This window comes from Candidatus Nanopelagicales bacterium (assembly GCA_028687755.1).
GTDB lineage: Bacteria > Actinomycetota > Actinomycetes > S36-B12 > S36-B12 > UBA11398.
Map to the genome: position 1 here is coordinate 155,672 of JAQTZL010000002.1, position 15,696 is coordinate 171,367.

The 15,696-nt window shown below is 52.6% G+C and carries 19 protein-coding genes; 17 read left to right on the plus strand and 2 right to left on the minus strand.

Annotated features, from left to right (window positions below; genetic code table 11):
* Nucleotides 1–2 precede the first annotated feature (2 nt).
* The 17 genes from PHN51_03945 to PHN51_04025 are packed head-to-tail and all read left to right on the plus strand — an operon-like array spanning nt 3 to nt 14,905.
* Complete coding sequence (locus PHN51_03945; GenBank protein ID MDD2817931.1) at nt 3–1,202, plus strand: LLM class flavin-dependent oxidoreductase; 1,200 nt, start codon at nt 3–5, stop codon at nt 1,200–1,202.
* An 8-nt stretch (nt 1,203–1,210) separates the two neighbouring features.
* A complete protein-coding gene (locus tag PHN51_03950; GenBank protein ID MDD2817932.1) occupies nt 1,211–2,077 on the plus strand; it encodes an LLM class F420-dependent oxidoreductase in 867 nt (288 codons plus the stop codon).
* Complete coding sequence (locus PHN51_03955; protein ID MDD2817933.1) at nt 2,074–2,952, plus strand: alpha/beta hydrolase; 879 nt, start codon at nt 2,074–2,076, stop codon at nt 2,950–2,952. The genes PHN51_03950 and PHN51_03955 overlap by 4 nt, the downstream gene beginning before the upstream one ends.
* Complete coding sequence (locus tag PHN51_03960) at nt 2,949–3,818, plus strand: hypothetical protein (GenBank protein ID MDD2817934.1); 870 nt, start codon at nt 2,949–2,951, stop codon at nt 3,816–3,818. The genes PHN51_03955 and PHN51_03960 overlap by 4 nt, the downstream gene beginning before the upstream one ends.
* Before the next feature lie 46 nt (nt 3,819–3,864).
* Nucleotides 3,865–5,025: an LLM class flavin-dependent oxidoreductase gene (locus PHN51_03965; GenBank protein MDD2817935.1), complete on the plus strand. Its 1,161-nt coding sequence runs from the start codon at nt 3,865–3,867 to the stop codon at nt 5,023–5,025.
* A 35-nt stretch (nt 5,026–5,060) separates the two neighbouring features.
* The gene (locus tag PHN51_03970) at nt 5,061–5,630 is read left to right on the plus strand and encodes an NAD(P)H-dependent oxidoreductase (GenBank protein ID MDD2817936.1); all 570 of its coding nucleotides are present in this window, start codon (nt 5,061–5,063) and stop codon (nt 5,628–5,630) included.
* Nucleotides 5,627–6,463 carry an alpha/beta hydrolase gene (locus tag PHN51_03975; GenBank protein ID MDD2817937.1) on the plus strand — a complete coding sequence of 279 codons (837 nt, stop codon included), beginning with the start codon at nt 5,627–5,629 and terminating at the stop codon, nt 6,461–6,463. The genes PHN51_03970 and PHN51_03975 overlap by 4 nt, the downstream gene beginning before the upstream one ends.
* A gap of 2 nt (nt 6,464–6,465) precedes the next feature.
* Nucleotides 6,466–7,623, plus strand: a complete 1,158-nt coding sequence (locus PHN51_03980) for a thiolase family protein (GenBank protein MDD2817938.1) — start codon at nt 6,466–6,468, stop codon at nt 7,621–7,623.
* A complete protein-coding gene (locus tag PHN51_03985; protein ID MDD2817939.1) occupies nt 7,620–8,048 on the plus strand; it encodes a hypothetical protein in 429 nt (142 codons plus the stop codon). The genes PHN51_03980 and PHN51_03985 overlap by 4 nt, the downstream gene beginning before the upstream one ends.
* Before the next feature lie 5 nt (nt 8,049–8,053).
* Nucleotides 8,054–9,340: a Rieske 2Fe-2S domain-containing protein gene (locus PHN51_03990; GenBank protein ID MDD2817940.1), complete on the plus strand. Its 1,287-nt coding sequence runs from the start codon at nt 8,054–8,056 to the stop codon at nt 9,338–9,340.
* Nucleotides 9,340–9,813: an aromatic-ring-hydroxylating dioxygenase subunit beta gene (locus PHN51_03995; protein MDD2817941.1), complete on the plus strand. Its 474-nt coding sequence runs from the start codon at nt 9,340–9,342 to the stop codon at nt 9,811–9,813. Before PHN51_03990 ends, PHN51_03995 begins: the two co-directional genes overlap by 1 nt.
* A gap of 13 nt (nt 9,814–9,826) precedes the next feature.
* Nucleotides 9,827–11,386: an AMP-binding protein gene (locus tag PHN51_04000; protein ID MDD2817942.1), complete on the plus strand. Its 1,560-nt coding sequence runs from the start codon at nt 9,827–9,829 to the stop codon at nt 11,384–11,386.
* Complete coding sequence (locus PHN51_04005) at nt 11,383–11,646, plus strand: hypothetical protein (GenBank protein MDD2817943.1); 264 nt, start codon at nt 11,383–11,385, stop codon at nt 11,644–11,646. Before PHN51_04000 ends, PHN51_04005 begins: the two co-directional genes overlap by 4 nt.
* A 48-nt stretch (nt 11,647–11,694) precedes the next feature.
* On the plus strand, nt 11,695–12,483 hold the full coding sequence (locus tag PHN51_04010; GenBank protein ID MDD2817944.1) for a fumarylacetoacetate hydrolase family protein: 789 nt from the start codon (nt 11,695–11,697) through the stop codon (nt 12,481–12,483).
* A gap of 6 nt (nt 12,484–12,489) precedes the next feature.
* On the plus strand, nt 12,490–13,404 hold the full coding sequence (locus tag PHN51_04015) for an acetaldehyde dehydrogenase (acetylating) (GenBank protein ID MDD2817945.1): 915 nt from the start codon (nt 12,490–12,492) through the stop codon (nt 13,402–13,404).
* A complete protein-coding gene (gene dmpG / locus PHN51_04020) occupies nt 13,401–14,438 on the plus strand; it encodes a 4-hydroxy-2-oxovalerate aldolase (protein MDD2817946.1) in 1,038 nt (345 codons plus the stop codon). The genes PHN51_04015 and dmpG overlap by 4 nt, the downstream gene beginning before the upstream one ends.
* Nucleotides 14,439–14,455: 17 nt before the next feature.
* Nucleotides 14,456–14,905, plus strand: coding sequence for a nuclear transport factor 2 family protein (locus PHN51_04025; GenBank protein ID MDD2817947.1), 450 nt, complete (start codon nt 14,456–14,458; stop codon nt 14,903–14,905).
* Between the two features lie 14 nt (nt 14,906–14,919).
* On the opposite strand, the gene PHN51_04030 is transcribed toward PHN51_04025, so the two are convergent.
* Both PHN51_04030 and PHN51_04035 read right to left on the minus strand, forming a co-directional pair.
* The gene (locus tag PHN51_04030; protein ID MDD2817948.1) at nt 14,920–15,192 is read right to left on the minus strand and encodes an SHOCT domain-containing protein; all 273 of its coding nucleotides are present in this window, start codon (nt 15,190–15,192) and stop codon (nt 14,920–14,922) included.
* Nucleotides 15,193–15,222: 30 nt separating this feature from the next.
* Nucleotides 15,223–15,630, minus strand: coding sequence for a DUF6325 family protein (locus tag PHN51_04035; protein MDD2817949.1), 408 nt, complete (start codon nt 15,628–15,630; stop codon nt 15,223–15,225).
* Between the last annotated feature and the right edge of the window lie 66 nt (nt 15,631–15,696).

The following is a 15,696-nucleotide window of genomic DNA, read 5'->3' on the forward strand; positions in this document are numbered from 1 at the left end:
GCATGTCGAAGCCAAATGGCCGCATGAAGTTCGGAACATTCATTTCCCCAGTGCACTCAAGCCGTAAGAGCCCAACGCTTGCGCTCCAACGCGATGTTGAACTCATTGAGCACATGGACCGCCTTGGATTCGATGAGGCATGGATGGGTGAGCATCACTCAACAGGCTGGGAGTTCGTTGCCTCTCCCGATGTATTCCTTTCGTACGTTGCGGCTCGCACCTCTCGAATCAAACTTGGTGCTGGTGTGGTTTCGCTTCCTTACCACCATCCATTCAACGTGGCCGAGCGCTTCATGATGCTCGACCATCTTTCACATGGACGAATCATGTTGGGCGTCGGCCCAGGTGCGCTTCCTTACGACGCAGAAGCCATGGGTATCAGCACGTTGAATACGCGCGAGATGATGGAGCAATCAGTCGAAGCCATCATGGCTCTGATCCGTGGCGAGCGCGTCACGATGAAGACCGACTGGTTCGAACTCAATGGAGCTGCACTGCAACTCAAGCCTTACAACGGCAAAGACATTGATGTTGCGATCGCAGCAACGATCTCGCCAAATGGTCCACGCCTTGCAGGTCGCCTTGGCGCAACGTTGTTGTCCATGAACGCAACACAGCAAGCAGGCTTCAACGTTCTTGCTGAGCACTGGGACATCATGGAAGAGCAAGCTGAGCGTTACGGCACTCCAGTCTCTCGTGATCAGTGGCGCATGGTTGGCCCGATGTACATTGCAGAAACCGAAGAGCAGGCCTACGCAGATGTTGAACAAGGCATTCAGGAATGGGCGTACTACATGAAGGACGTCAGCACCCTGCCGATCCTTCCTGCATCAGGTTTGGTTGACGGCTCCTGGGCTAAGACATTGGTCGCATCAGGCTTCGCGATTATTGGTACTCCAGAAATGGCCATCGCGCAGATTGAGCGCCTGTATGAACAAGCTGGTGGCTTCGGCACCTACCTGCTCTGGGCGCATGAGTGGGCCAATCGTGTGAACACCTTGAAGTCATACGAACTCTTCGCAAACGAAGTGATTCCGCACTTCACCGGAAGCACCGAATGGATGATCAAGGCCGAGGAATACGCAATTCAGCGTCGCCCGGATCTCACTCCTGACGTTCTTGCAGCTCGCGAAAAGGCTCGTAAGCAATTTGCTGACGAGCGTGCAGCTGATCCGAACTACAAGCCAAAGAGTGGCGAGTAGGTCATTCAATGAAGTTTGGGGTATCTCGGGTTCCAACGGGTAAGGGTGCATCTGACCCTGACTACGTTGCGCAACTTGGTGCCATCGCTGAGGCGCGCAATTGCGAGTCCTTGTGGATGGTGGAACATGTGGTGGTTCCTGCCTCGTATGACTCTGTCTACCCCTTTGATTCCAGCGGAAAAATGGGGTTGACCGGCAACGATGATTTACCAGATCCGATCGTGTGGATGAGTTACCTCGCTGCGTCAACGAAGAAAATCAAGCTTGCCACCGGTGTCGTGATTTTGCCGATTCGTAATCCAGTTGTGCTTGCTAAGCAAATGGCAACCTTGGATCGCTTGTCGAACGGTCGCATCATTCTTGGCCTAGGTCTTGGGTGGCTGTCTGAGGAATTTGATGCAGTTGGCGTTCCATTTGCTCGGCGAGGAGCTCGGGCCGATGAATATCTCGAAGCTATGACCGCCCTATGGGCTCAATCACCTGCAACCTTCAACGGTGAATTCGTCAACTTCGAAAACATGTACTGCACACCGCAACCAGAATCCAGATCAATTCCGCTGGTGATTGGCGGAATATCTGAAGCAGCAGTGCGCCGTGCAGTGCGCTTTGGTGCAGGCATGCACCTCATGCGCTCAAGTGCGGATGAAGTGCGCAAGGTGAAGCAGCGCATTGCTGATGAGTGCGAGCGCACTGGTAAAAACGCCGACGACATTGAAATAACGATGGTGGCTCCGGCAACTGTTGAACAGTTGCAAGAGCTCGATGAGCTTGGCGTCAACCGCGTATTTCTTTCAGTCTGGGACGGCGATCTCAATGCGTTCTCCGATCGTATTGAGGATTACCAAGCAAATGTGCTTTCAGGGGTTACCTCATGAGCCAACAAACCTTGTGGAACATGATGCTTGGCACCGAAGTGGTGTATCGCGATGCAAAGGGAACGCGCACGCGTTGTATTGAAGCTGGAAGCGGGCCAGCGATTTTCTTGCTCCATGGCACTGGTGGGCACGCAGAAGCATGGGCCAATAACTTCAACGACCTTGCGAAGCATTTCCATGTCATTGCCTTTGATTTTGTTGGCCATGGGCTGAGCGATAAGCGCACCGATATTGAGTATTTAATTCCCGATTACGTTCAACAGGTCCGTGACCTGATGGATGTTATGGGTATTGAGAAGGCTGCTTTTGTTGGGTTGTCCCTTGGAGCATGGGTTGCCTCGTGGTTAGCAATTGAAAGCCCTGAACGTGTCTGCTGTGTAGTGAATGCAACTGGTGCAGTGTTCCGTTGGCCTGAAGGTCAGCCAGCTAATGAAGCCAAAGACCGTGATTCCTGGAAGAAAGCCAATGATGAATTGGCAACTTTGAATCGTGACACTGTGCGCAATCGTCTACATACCCTGTTTCACAACACGGACCGCTGCCCAGAAGAACTCGTTGATTTGCGCCTAGCGTTGTATTCGCAACCAGGCGCATCCGAACTCATTCCGGCATTGCATCAGATGATTCCGTATGACTCGCCAGGGCGAGTGAAGTTCGGTCTGACTCCTGAACTCTTGGAATCGATTTCGGTACCGGTGCTGTACCTCTGGGGAGAACACAATCCAGGTGGTTCGGTGAAAGGCGCACAACGTGCTGCAGAAATTACTCCACAGGGAGAACTCAAGGTGATTGCTGATGCAGGTCATTGGCCGCAGTGGGAACAGCCTGAAGCATTCAACGAGATTGTTACTGAATATGTGGAGGCCCATAAATGAGCGCAAAATTCTTAAGCGTGTGTGCTTCACATAGTCCGCTGCTTGAAAATGTTGATGCAGGCGATGCTGGCGTGACTTTCTTTAGCGCAATCGAAGAAGCAAAAGCAACGATTGCGGCTTTTGATCCTGAACTCGTTGTGTTTTTTGGACCTGACCATTTCCGTGCCCTCCAAGGAATTGTTCCTCCCATCACGATTGCCACATCAGCGATTGGATTTGGCGACTGGGGAACGTCAGAAGATCCATACGAAGTTCCGTCTGAACTTGCCGACCACCTTGCAGCACATGTGCTCGCAGACGGATTTGATGTGGCCGTCGGTAGCGATGTGCGCATTGATCACGGCTTTGGTCAAACGTTTATGCAGCTGTTTGGTTCGCTGAACGCCATTCCAGTGATTCCAGTAGTACTCAACTGCGCTTCCATGCCGCGAACCTCTGTAGCTCGTGCCATCGATTTCGCTCAATCGGTCGGTGCCTTCATGGCCACAACTAATAAGCGAGTGCTTTTCTTAGGCTCAGGCGGCCTTTCTCACCAGCCGCCGTCAATGAGCGCTGAAGTTCGTGCCTTGCCATCAGAAGAGCGCGAGGCAATTGCTCGCAAGTCTGTTCTTGACGCCGCGAAGTTCGTCAACGCGCAATGGGATGAGAAGTTCCTCGAAGCGTTAACGACCAGTAATTGGTCAGTTTTACGCGAATATCAAGATCCTGAACTCACCTCGGTGGGTTCAGGTACACATGAAATTCGCACGTGGGTCGCAGCCTGGGCAGCCGCAGGCGCCTCAGCTGGTCGATTCACCTATGTACCTATTCCCGAATGGATCACCGGCATGGGTGTTGCGGTGAGTTCAGTGGGGAATAGTAAATGAGCACCAACGCCAGCAAAGTTCCATCACTACAAAGGAGTGTCACGCAATGAGATTCGGTTTATTCCTTTCTCCTTTCCATTCGGCGAGGGCAAACACCACGCGTGCATTGCACCGCGACCTTGACCTGATCGAGCACCTTGATTACTTGGGCTTCGATGAAGTTGTGTTCGGTGAGCACCATTCAGGCGGCATGGAACTGATCCCTGCACCTGACCTCTTCATCGCTGCTGCAGCGCGTCGTACCGAGCGCATCATTCTTGGTTCAGGTGTGGTGTCGCTTGCGTACCACAACCCGTTCCTCACTGCTGAGCGTTATGCAACGCTTGATCACCTCACCAATGGCCGCTTGCTCATGGGTGTTGGCCCAGGCGCATTGCCACAAGACGCATTGATGATGGGTATCCATCCAAATGACCAGCGTCGCCGCATGGAAGAGTGCCTTGACGTCATCATGAAGTTGCTGCGCACTGATGAGCCAGTGACCATGAAGACCGACTGGTTCGAACTCAACGAAGCGATCTTGCAGTTCAAGCCAATGACTGATTTCGAAATCGCGACCGTGTGTGTGGTTTCACCTTCAGGCCCAGCACTCGCTGGTAAGCACAACCTCTCGATGATTTCGACTGCGGCAACCACTGAAGGTGGATTCGCTGCGCTTGCTAATCACATGTCTATTGCTGAGGAATCAGCTGAACGTCATGGTCAGCCAAAGCCATCCCGTGATAACTGGCGCCTTGTTGGCCCGATGCACATTGCGGAAACGCGTGAGCAGGCTGAAAAGGATGTCGGCTACGGCATGGACGAGATGGTTGCTCAGTGGCTTCGTATCACCGAAGTGTGGGCTGCTGCTCTGAACAAGCCTTCGCGTTACCAAGAAGGCAAGACCTCGATTCAGATGGTTCAAGAATCAGGCGCTGGCATCATCGGTACGCCAGATGATGCTGTTCAGCAGATTCTTCGTCTCCAGGAGCAAACTGGTGGCTTCGGTACCTACATGCTCATGGGTCACGAATGGGCTAACCCAGAAGCAACCAAGCGTTCCTACGAACTCTTTGCTGAGTACGTGATTCCTGAGGTTAATCGTCAGAGCAAGCGCAAGATTGACTCACAGAATGGCTTCTTTGAGTTCCTCGATGAGGGTCGTGAGCTTGGCGCGAATGCTGTTCGTCAAGCAATTGCAAATTACGACGCTAAAAAATCATTCTGATCTAACCGCACCTCGAAAAGAAAGCAGAAACGTTCATGTTGATCGTCGGAATTGGCGGCACGGTAAGCCCAACCTCATCAAGTGATGGCGCATTGCGCATTGCTCTTGATGAGGCACAACGCCAAGGCGCTGAGGTAAAGATTTTCTCGGGTGACCTGTTGAAGAAGCTTCCAATGTATGACCCAACAGATCCAGATCGCACTCCTGAAGCCAAGGAGTTCGTTGAGGCGATGCGTGCAGCCTCTGGAATCATCATTTCTGCTGCGGCCTACCACGGCTCGATTTCTGGAATGCTCAAGAACGCATTGGATTACACCGAAGATATGGCGCGCGATGAGCGCTCATATTTTGCGGGTATTCCCGTTGGCAGCATCGCTGTAGCTAAGGGCTATCAAGCAGCGGTGAACACCCTCTCCACGATTCGCATGATTGTTCATGCACTTCGTGGTTGGCCAACGCCATATGGCTGTGTTGTGAACACCGCAACCGATGAAGGAGGAACCGGAGTGGCTGGCGCCGAAGAAGGTCTCCGCATGGTTGCAAGCGAGGTTGTTCATATGGCTCGTGCTTTTGAGTCACATGCTCAGATTGTGGCCAATTCGTGAATGCACCAAGTAATCCAGAAATTGGATTAAGCCTTCGTCACGACACCTTCACCACCAACTATCACGATGGTGGTGAAGGTGACGTGGTGTTGCTGATTCACGGTTCAGGGCCTGGTGTCAGCGCCTATGCAAACTGGCGCTTGATCCTTCCTGAATTGGCTAAGAAGTATCGAGTGCTCGCGCCGGATGTCGCCGGGTTTGGTTTCACGGAGATCGACGGCGATGTTGTGCCCCGCACTGATGACTGGGTCCGTCACATCAAGACCTTCCTTGACGAACTTGGTGTAGCCAAGGTGTCAATCATTGGGAACTCATTTGGTGGAGCACTCGCGCTCTGGTTCGCATCGACTTACCCAGACATGGTTGATCGCCTTGTACTCATGGGTAGCGTCGGCGCATCCTTTGAACTTACCGATGGATTAGACGCCGTATGGGGTTACGAACCATCTGTTGAAGCGATGGAAAACCTCCTCGAAATCTTCACGTATGACCGAAGCCTGTTGCCGGCCAATCTTGGCGAATTGCGTTACCAGGCTTCCATTAAGACAGGTGCTCAAGAACGTTGGGAATCACTCTTCCCAGCTCCTCGTCAGCAATGGATTGAACTCCTTGCATTGACCTCTGAACAATTTGCTCGCGTCACACATCCAACGCTGTTGGTACATGGTCGTGAAGATCAAGTGATTCCGTTGGAAAGCTCAATGACTTTGTTGCAATCAATCGATGATGCGCAACTTCATGTGTTCCCACACACAGGTCACTGGGTGCAAATCGAACGTGCCGCAGATTTCACTGAACTCGCGACTGACTTCCTAGCAAAGGCAGGCAAGTAGTCATGAGTCAATCCGCAGCCATCACGGGCATGGGTGTTGTTATTTGCGGTCCGAATGAAATCCCGGATGCAACTGGCAATGCTCTTTCGGCAATTTCCATGGCTGCGCAAGAGGCCGGTATCGATCTTCGTGACATTGATGGTCTTTTGATCAACCAAAATGAGTTGATCGCCGATGATCACCTCACCTTAGATCTTTCTCGCCGTGGCGCTTTTGGCACTCTCAAAGTGCTCTACGAACTTGAGTCAAAGGGCACCACGATGTCGGTGTTGCTGAAGCAAGCATCTGACATGGTCAATGCTGGTGAAGCTGACAACATCGTGGTGGTGTTTGCTGATGCTGCTATCTCACCGAATGCCCCATCCGGTGCTGCATTCGCAAGCATGGGTGGCGATACCGGCTACCGAGGCCTTGAGCGCGCAGGCGGAATGCTGGGAGCTGTGGCGGCGTATGCGTTAATCGCGCAGCACTACTTTGTGGAACGCAACGCAGGAATCGATGATCTCTTCGCGGTCGCTCAAAGCCAGCGCTCCTGGGCAGTTGAAAATCCACTTGCTTGGATTCGTGAGCCACTGACTCGCGAAAAATATGATGCGGCACCTCTTGTCGCTGATCCACTACGCCGTCTGGACTGTGCTCGTCCTGTCAGCGGTGCTGCTGCCTTCATCGTGTCCAAGCCCAGTGCCGCCAATACATTGAACCCTGTATTTGTTCGCGGTATGGCGCAACGTCACACCATGCGACGCCGTCACGCGCCACATTCGCCATGGCGCCCAGTGGGCGCAGCTGATGTGTTCACTGATGCGCTGAAGCAAGCGCGCATCGCTTCAACTGCGATCGACAATCTGCAGATCTATGACGCGTTCACGATTGTTCCGCTTGTGATGATGGAAGAGCTGGGAGTCGTGGGGCCAGGGGAGGCAGGCAGTTTTATTGCCTCCGGAAACACTCGACATGGCGGGTCATTGCCGGTGAACACTGGCGGTGGGCAGATTTCTGGGTTCTACTTACAGGGAGCAACCCCACTGATTGAGGCTGTCACCCAATTACGTGGGCAGGGCGGGAATCGTCAGATTGCCGATGCCAGTACGTCAATGGTTGTCTCGGTTGGCGGTCGTCTTGAAAGCGTGAACGCACTCGTGATGGGAGTTCAGCAATGACCATCGACTGGCTCCTCCACGACTCAGCCGCCCCCAGCGATGTAGCTCCACTGACTGAATACTTGGCAGGCTCAGCACAAGGAACGCTTGTGCTGCCATTTTGTGCAGCATGCAAGCATCCCCTTGACCTTGATCAACTCCATTGCGATGAGTGCGCACATCAGGAACGAGTATGGGAAACAGTTGAACCGGCAGGTCGCGTGACTGTCTCCATAATGATGAATCGCGTCGATGCTCGTTATGTGAAACAGGAAGCGGCTTATCCAGTGATTGAAGTGTCACTGAACTCCGGACACCGCATCATCGTGTCCACCAGCACGGTTTCTGAAGCGCCAATGGCCCCAGGCACAGAAGTTTGCCTTGAGTTTGTTCGCGTCGGTACCCAAAACATCCCACGCATCATCAACACCACAGTGAAAGGTTGACAGAGATGACAGCTCAAATGGATCGCGCAGCATCGATCGATATTGCTTCGCTTATTCAGCATGATCGAATTCATGGATCGCTCTACACCGATCCAGCTATTTTCGATCTGGAAATGACTGCGTTGTTCGAGAACGCATGGGTCTTCGTCGGTCACGACAGTGAGATTCCAGAAAAAGGTGATTACCTCACTCGTCGCATCGGCCGTCAGCCAGTCATCGTTGCTCGCGGCAAAGATGAAGTAGTTCGTGTATTACTGAACCGCTGCACCCACCGCGCAAACATGTTGTGCCGTGCGGATTCTGGCAATGCTGCACTCTTCCGCTGCCCGTATCACGGTTGGACATATGCCAATGATGGTCGCCTGCAGGGTGTGCCATTCCGTGAAGGCTATGACCAAGAAATGGCTGAAATGCGATCAGAGCTTGGGATGGCTCAAGCGCATCAGGTTGAGATCTATGGTGGATTCATCTTTGCCAATCTTTATGGCAACGCAGGAAGTTTCGATGATTACATCGGCCGCGCAAAGGGACCAATCGATCGCCTGTTGAGTCTTTCGCCTGAAGGCCGCATTGAATTGCGCGGTGGCTGGATGAAGCACAAGTCAGCAGCGAACTGGAAGATCGTTAACGAGTCACAGGTTGATGGGTACCACCCGCTCTTTACTCACGAGTCGGTCTATAAGGCAATCATGCCGGCCAAGGTTGACTACGCATCTGACGAGTTACTCGTTGCGACCCGCGACCTTGGCGGCGGCCACAATGAAGTTGATTACTCGCGTGAGTACCAGGCACAAGATGATGAATTCATCTGGTTCAAGCGCACCCCTCGCGAAAAGATGGCTAAGTACGTAGCTGCTATGGAAGCAGCAGTAGGCGCAGAAGAAACGCATAAGCGTTTTGTTGATGGTCCTCCGCATACATTTATTTGGCCGAACCTCTTCCTTGCTGAAATGCACGTGATCATGGTTGAGCCAGTAGCTGCAAATGAATCCATTCAGTACACCGCGCCAATTCATATTGCCGGTGGTGAAGAGATCAATGCCCGCATTCTTCGCAATGCTGAAGGCGCCATGGGCCCAGCAGGCTTCTTGATCGCCGACGATGGCGAAATGGGTGAGCGCAACCAAGCAGGGTTGGCCGCAAAGCAGCCTGAATGGGCGCTGCTTTCACGCGGATTCAGTTCAGAAGTTCAGGAAGACAAGGGTCTGACTTCATACGACCGCACATCAGAAACCACCCAGCGCGCTATGTGGGTGCACTACAAGGAACTCATGGCAGGGGATCAGGCGTAATGGCAAACACACATGTTCCCGATGACATCGCCGCTTTTCTCTACTTGGAAGCTCGATACGCAGATGAAAGTCGTTATGACGACTGGGAGTCGCTCTGGGCAGACGATGCGATTTATTGGTTGCCAACCAAAGACGACTCTGATCCGTCAGTAGATGTTTCATACATCTACGACAACCGCAGTCGCATCCATAGTCGTTTGGCGCAACTAAAAACTGGACGTCGTTATTCGCAGAGCCCGCCATCGAAAATGCGCCGCATGCTGAGCAACCTCGAAGTACTCAGTGAGCAAGGCGATGACATCAACATTGGCGCAAACTTTGTGTTGTATGAACACCGCAACGGCACACATGTGTGGGCTGGTCGCTACCTCTACACCGTTCGTCGCACAGCCGATGGCCTGCAGTTAGTGAAGAAGACTGCACTGTTGGTCAACAACGAAGACGCCATCCGCACCGTCGCGTTCATTATCTAAAGGACTCAAGAACATGCTCGTTGGTGATATTCCACGCCTGAATGCTCGTCGCTTCCCAAACAAAATTGGCATTATTTGTGAAGGGCGCGAGCTGACGTGGGCTGCCGTCAATGATCGTGCCAATCGCATTGGCTCCTACCTGCGAAATGCCGGCCTCCAACCTGGCGATCGCGTGGCCATGTTTGCGCCGAACACTCTTGAGTGGCCTGAAATCTCCTTTGGGCTATCAAAGGCAGGTTTTGTCCTCGTACCTCTCAATGTGCGTTTAGCTCCAGCCGAACTTGAGTATCAGGTGCAAGACAGTGGCGCAAAGGCATTGATCTTCCATGGCTCTGTAGCCGAAGCGGCAGCAGCAGTGATGGCTGGCAATAGCGACATCACAATCGTGCTGGAGATTGATGGTTCAGGTTCAGCTCCTGATTACGAGCAAGCAATTCTTGCTGCGTCTGCTGGAGATCCAACGCCAAGTGATCTCAAGCCAGATGATTTACGTGCATTTATATACACCTCTGGCACAACCGGCCTACCCAAGGCAGTGATGCATACGCATCGCACGATGTTGGCGGGTTGTGTTGATCAAGTGGTGATGGATCGCAGTCGTCATGACGATCGTTACATCGCAGTCACACCATTTTTCACGTCAGGCGGAGCTTTCCGCACGCTGTCTTGGGCGTATCAAGGTCAAACCATGGTGATCATGCCAAAGTTCGAAGTGCCAGAAGTGCTTGCAACTGTTGAGAAATACCGGATTACTTCAACCATCATGGTGCCCACGATGTTGCAACGTGTGGTGTCATATTTGGAGGAGCGTCCAAAGGTTGATATCTCATCTTTGACGCGCATTGGCTATGGATCTGCTCCAGCCTCTGCTCCACTCATTGAGAGTGCGCTAGAGCTGCTCGGTTGTGATCTTTGGCAACGCTACGGCCAGTCTGAAGTAGGTGGCTTCGTCACGATGTTGTCGCCTGAAGACCACCGCCAGATTGCGCTTGGCGATGTAGCCCGAGTGAATTCATGTGGTCGTGAATCAATGTATGCAGAAATTGCAGTGGTTGATGACGATGGCAAGGAATGTGCACCCGGTGAGGTCGGCGAAATTACCCTGCGATCAGAAGCGGTGAGCCCGGGCTACTGGAATCGTCTAGAAGAAACCGCAGATCGTTTCCGCGGTGACACCCTGTTCACGAATGACATCGCGTATCGCGATGAAGATGGCTATCTCTTCCTTGTTGATCGCAAGAACGACCTCATCATTAGTGGGGCGTTCAATATCTATCCGGCAGAACTGGAACGTGTTGTAGCTCGGCACCCAGGTGTTGAGTCTGTTGCAGTGTTTGGCATGCCGCATCCAGAGTGGGGCGAGAGCCCACATGTTTCTGTGGTGGTTCGCTCGCAATGGAGCGGTGATCAGGCACAACTTGAGCAAGAGATTAAGGATCTATGCCGAACTGAACTTGCCGGTTACAAGCAACCACGTGGTTTCACAACTCACGCAGATTTCCCGCTGAGTGGTGCAGGCAAAGTGCTCAAGAGTGAGTTGAAGAAGGTTGTTGCTCAGGATGCAGACTCATGAGCAATAACTGGACCCTTGGCATCACCGATAAGCCAGAAGAAGTCGTGTGGAACGAATTTGCAGCAGTTCGAGTTGCGATTGATCGGGCAGGCAAGACCCCTCGACTCATGATTGAGGATCTAGAAACTCACGAGGTTGCGTATCTTGATCCTCTGGAGTTAGCCAGTTTCGTCATCGCAACACCAGAAATGCGCACGGAATGGTTAGCAGTGGGCGCTTACGCGAAAGCGCAGCTACGAGGCGAACCACACCCGCACTGACCTGTGCCGAATAATGAGACCTGAACTACCGATCGATCGAGGAGCAGCATGACCATCAACGCCGAACAGGCTCAATCGCACGCCGATGCTTTGTACGAGGCTCGGCAAACTAAGCAAGCCATTGCTGCGTTCACTGATGATGCTCCAGAACTTGGCATGCTTGACGGGTACGAGATTCAGCAGCGCCTGGTCGAAAAGCTCATTTCCAGCGGTGAAGTCATTACTGGCTACAAGTTGGGTCTGACATCAAAGGCAATGCAGGACCTGCTCGGAATTGATCAACCTGACTTTGGTCCAATCTTTGAATCCGGAATCTTTAGTGATGGATCAACCATTCCTCGCGATCAATTCATTGCGCCTCGCATTGAAGGCGAAATTGGCTTGATTCTCGGCAAAGATCTCAGCGGCCCAGATTGCACTGTTGATGATGTGCGTGATGCGACCGTGGGGCTCTCGGCTGCACTGGAAATTGTTGATTCCCGCATTGTTGACTGGAAGATCAAACTTGCCGACACCGTGGCGGATCTTGCAAGTGGTGGCGCAATTGCATTGAGTAGCAAGGTCGTGCCTATTGATGGATTCGATCCACGCCACATCGGCATGGTGTTTTCTAAGAACGGCGAAGTGCTGGCTACTGGAGCAGGAGCTGCAGCGATGGGTGACCCATTGGCCACTGTTGCTTGGCTTGCTAACACTTTGGCCCCGATGGGGGTCGTGCTCAAAGCCGGTCAGGTCATCATGACTGGTGCGCTGCACGCAATGGTGCCCGCTGGCTCAGGTGACTCGTTCACTGCAGAGTTTGATCGTCTTGGCTCAATCACAGTGGAAGTGAAGTAACCCTTCATGAAGAAAATGCGCTGCGCAATCCTGGGTTCAGGAAATATCGGTACCGACCTCATGTTCAAAATGCTTCGTTCTGATGTGTTGGATCTGGTTGCCCTCGTGGGCATTGATCCTGAAAGCGACGGACTCAAGCGAGCAAAGGGTTTAGGGCTACTTGCGCCACACGAGGGACCTGAGTGGGTTCTTGATCCGGGTAACAACATCGACATGATCTTTGATGCGACCAGTGCTTATGTGCATGTGCGAAACGCACCGAAGTATCGTGAAGCTGGCATCGTTGCAGTGGATCTCACTCCCGCGGCTCGTGGGCCAAAGGTGATTCCTGCAGTGAATCTCTATGAGCACCTTGATTCCATGAACGTCAACATGGTTACTTGCGGCGGACAAGCCACAACGCCAATCGTGTATGCCATTCGTCGCGCCATCGATGAGCTCCCTTACGCCGAGATGGTGTCAACGATTGCCTCCCTTTCGGCAGGTCCAGGAACACGCGCAAATATTGATGAATTCACCGTGACCACAAGTGCTGCACTTCGTGAAATTGGTGGCGCCAAGACTTCAAAGGCCATCATCGTGATGAATCCAGCCGATCCACCGATCATGATGCGTAACACCGTGTTTGGGGCACTTCCAGAAGGCTCTGATCATGATGCAGTGATTGCCTCAATCTTGGAAATGGTTGGAGAAGTCGCCAAATATGTCCCGGGTTATCACTTGAAAAACGAACCAGTGATTGAAGTTGGCCCGTTCAATACTCCGGGCGGAGTTGTTCCGCATCGCGTTGTCGCTCTGCTCGAGGTTGAGGGCGCCGGAGATTACCTGCCTCCATATTCGGGCAACCTCGACATCATGACTGCTGCAGCCTTGCGCGTCGGCGAAGCGATTTCGATTCACAAGTCAGGAGCCAACGCATGAGCACGCCAACTACACACCGCGACTTCCGTCTGATTGACTCAACCCTGCGCGATGGCTCGCACGCTATTAGTCACCAGTACACCGAAGACGATGTCATCAGCATTGTGAAAGGCCTAGACGCAGCAGGCGTTGAAGTCATTGAGATCGCTCACGGTGACGGCCTGGGTGGTTCTAGCTTCAACTATGGCTTCTCCAAGGTTGATGAAAAGTTGCTGATTGCGCGTGCCTGCGAAGCCACGACGAACGCAGAAATCGCGTGCTTGCTGCTGCCAGGCATTGGCATCGCCGATGACCTTCGCGAAGTGAAGGAACTTGGTGTCAATGTTGCACGCATCGCGGTGCACTGCACTGAAGCAGATATCACTGAACAGCACATCAAGGTTGCGAAGAAGCTCGAGATGGAAGCCATCGGTTTCTTGATGATGTCGCACATGAGTACCCCAGAGGATCTCGTGAAGCAGGCTCTGTTGATGCAGTCGTACGGCGCAGACACGCTGTACATCGCCGATTCAGCAGGCGCGATGACCACTGAAGATGTTCGTCGTCGAGTCAATGCACTCGTAAGTGCCCTTGAGATCCCTGTGGGTGTACACGCACATAACAACCTTTCCATGGCAGTTGCGAACTCGATTGCTGCTTATGAAGAAGGTGCCAAGAACCTTGATGGCACGAGTGCTGGGCTTGGCGCTGGCGCGGGTAACTGCCCAACTGAAATCTTGGCTGCGGTGAGTACCAAATACGGCATTGAAACCGGTGTGAATCCACTGGCGCTGATGGATCTGGCTGAAGAAATCGTTCGTCCAATGATGCCGCGCCAGCAAGTCATTGACCGTGCTGGTCTCATCCTTGGCTATGCCGGCGTGTACGGCTCGTTCCTCCTGCACTCGCAGAAAGCCGCAGAGCGCTATGGAGTCAGTCAGGCCGAGATCCTGTTAGAGCTTGGCCGCCGCAAGGTTGTTGGCGGTCAGGAAGACATGATCATCGATGTTGCGCTCGAACTTGCTCGTGCGCATGCTGCCCAAGAAGGTCAGTAACCGTAAAGGAGCGGTGTATGAGTGATCTAGATCCGCTAGTCAGACTTCTGGCGATTGAAGACATTCGTGTGCTGCGGGCCCAGTATTGGCGCTTTGTCGATACCAAGGCATGGGAAGAATTCGGGGAGCTCTTCACTCCAACCTGCTATTTCACTAATCACGAATCCAATTACACATTCGCTGGCAACGATCAGATGCGAGATCAAATTCGCGGGATTCTTGGTGAAGTGTTTACCTTCCATGCTGGCCATCAAAGTGAAATAACAATTCTTGACGAAACCCATGCAAGCGGTATTTGGGCAATCAGCGATTACCTGGTGTTCCCCGAGCATGTTGAGTATCCAGCGGACCCGGAAATCAAAACCATACGAAGTGTCGGTTATTACTTTGATACCTACGAAAAAGTCGATGACCGCTGGTTATTCGCGGGCATCGACTTTCATCGCATGCGTACTGACAAGCAGTAGATGTAACTGGCTGGTTAGAGACCCAACGCCTTTGCTTTAGCGGCAGTGAACTCATCATCGGTGAGGATTCCCTGCTTGTGTAGCTCAGCAAGCTGGGCAACCTTGGCAAGGGAATCATCTTCAGCTGGAGCGGCTACTGCATCTGGTGCGGCAGCGCCTGTTGCTGCTTGTTGTTCTGCAACCTTTTCGTTGTAAGCCAATGCTTGGCGTTGTGCAACGCGACCTGACACAGCTGTTGCGGTGCCGGAAATCACTGCTGTGCGTGCTGCTACTCGTAGAAGACCCATGATCGTTCCCTTCGTAAATGTCGTGTGTAATTAACGTGCGAGGATTTGCTCTGCTGCTGCAGCAGGAATTCGAATCTGATCGATCACTACAGCATCTGCTTCGCGGATTGCATCGACAAACTTCGAAGCCCAGGTGTTCTCGTAGGCAACGGCTAGAGCTGAGCTATTCACAGGGATGTCTTCAGCAATTTCATCTGCATCATCCAGACCCAGTGCGCCAGGTGAGGCAATTGTGACACCGGCTACTGCAGCACCTAACTGCTCATCGAAATCATGGAACTCAAGCGCAGTAGTCACTCCATCGGCATCTTTCATGATGAACAGGAGATCAAGAATGTGAATGGTTCCGGAATCAACGAGCTCAATGATCGCCGGGGCAATTTTGCCGCTGAACTTATTGCCAGGAAAACCGATAATGATGACGTCTACGGGGCCCATGGAATTCCTCACAGTGGTGATGGTTGGCAGGCGAACTGTTCAGCACTGCACGATGAAATGACTGTA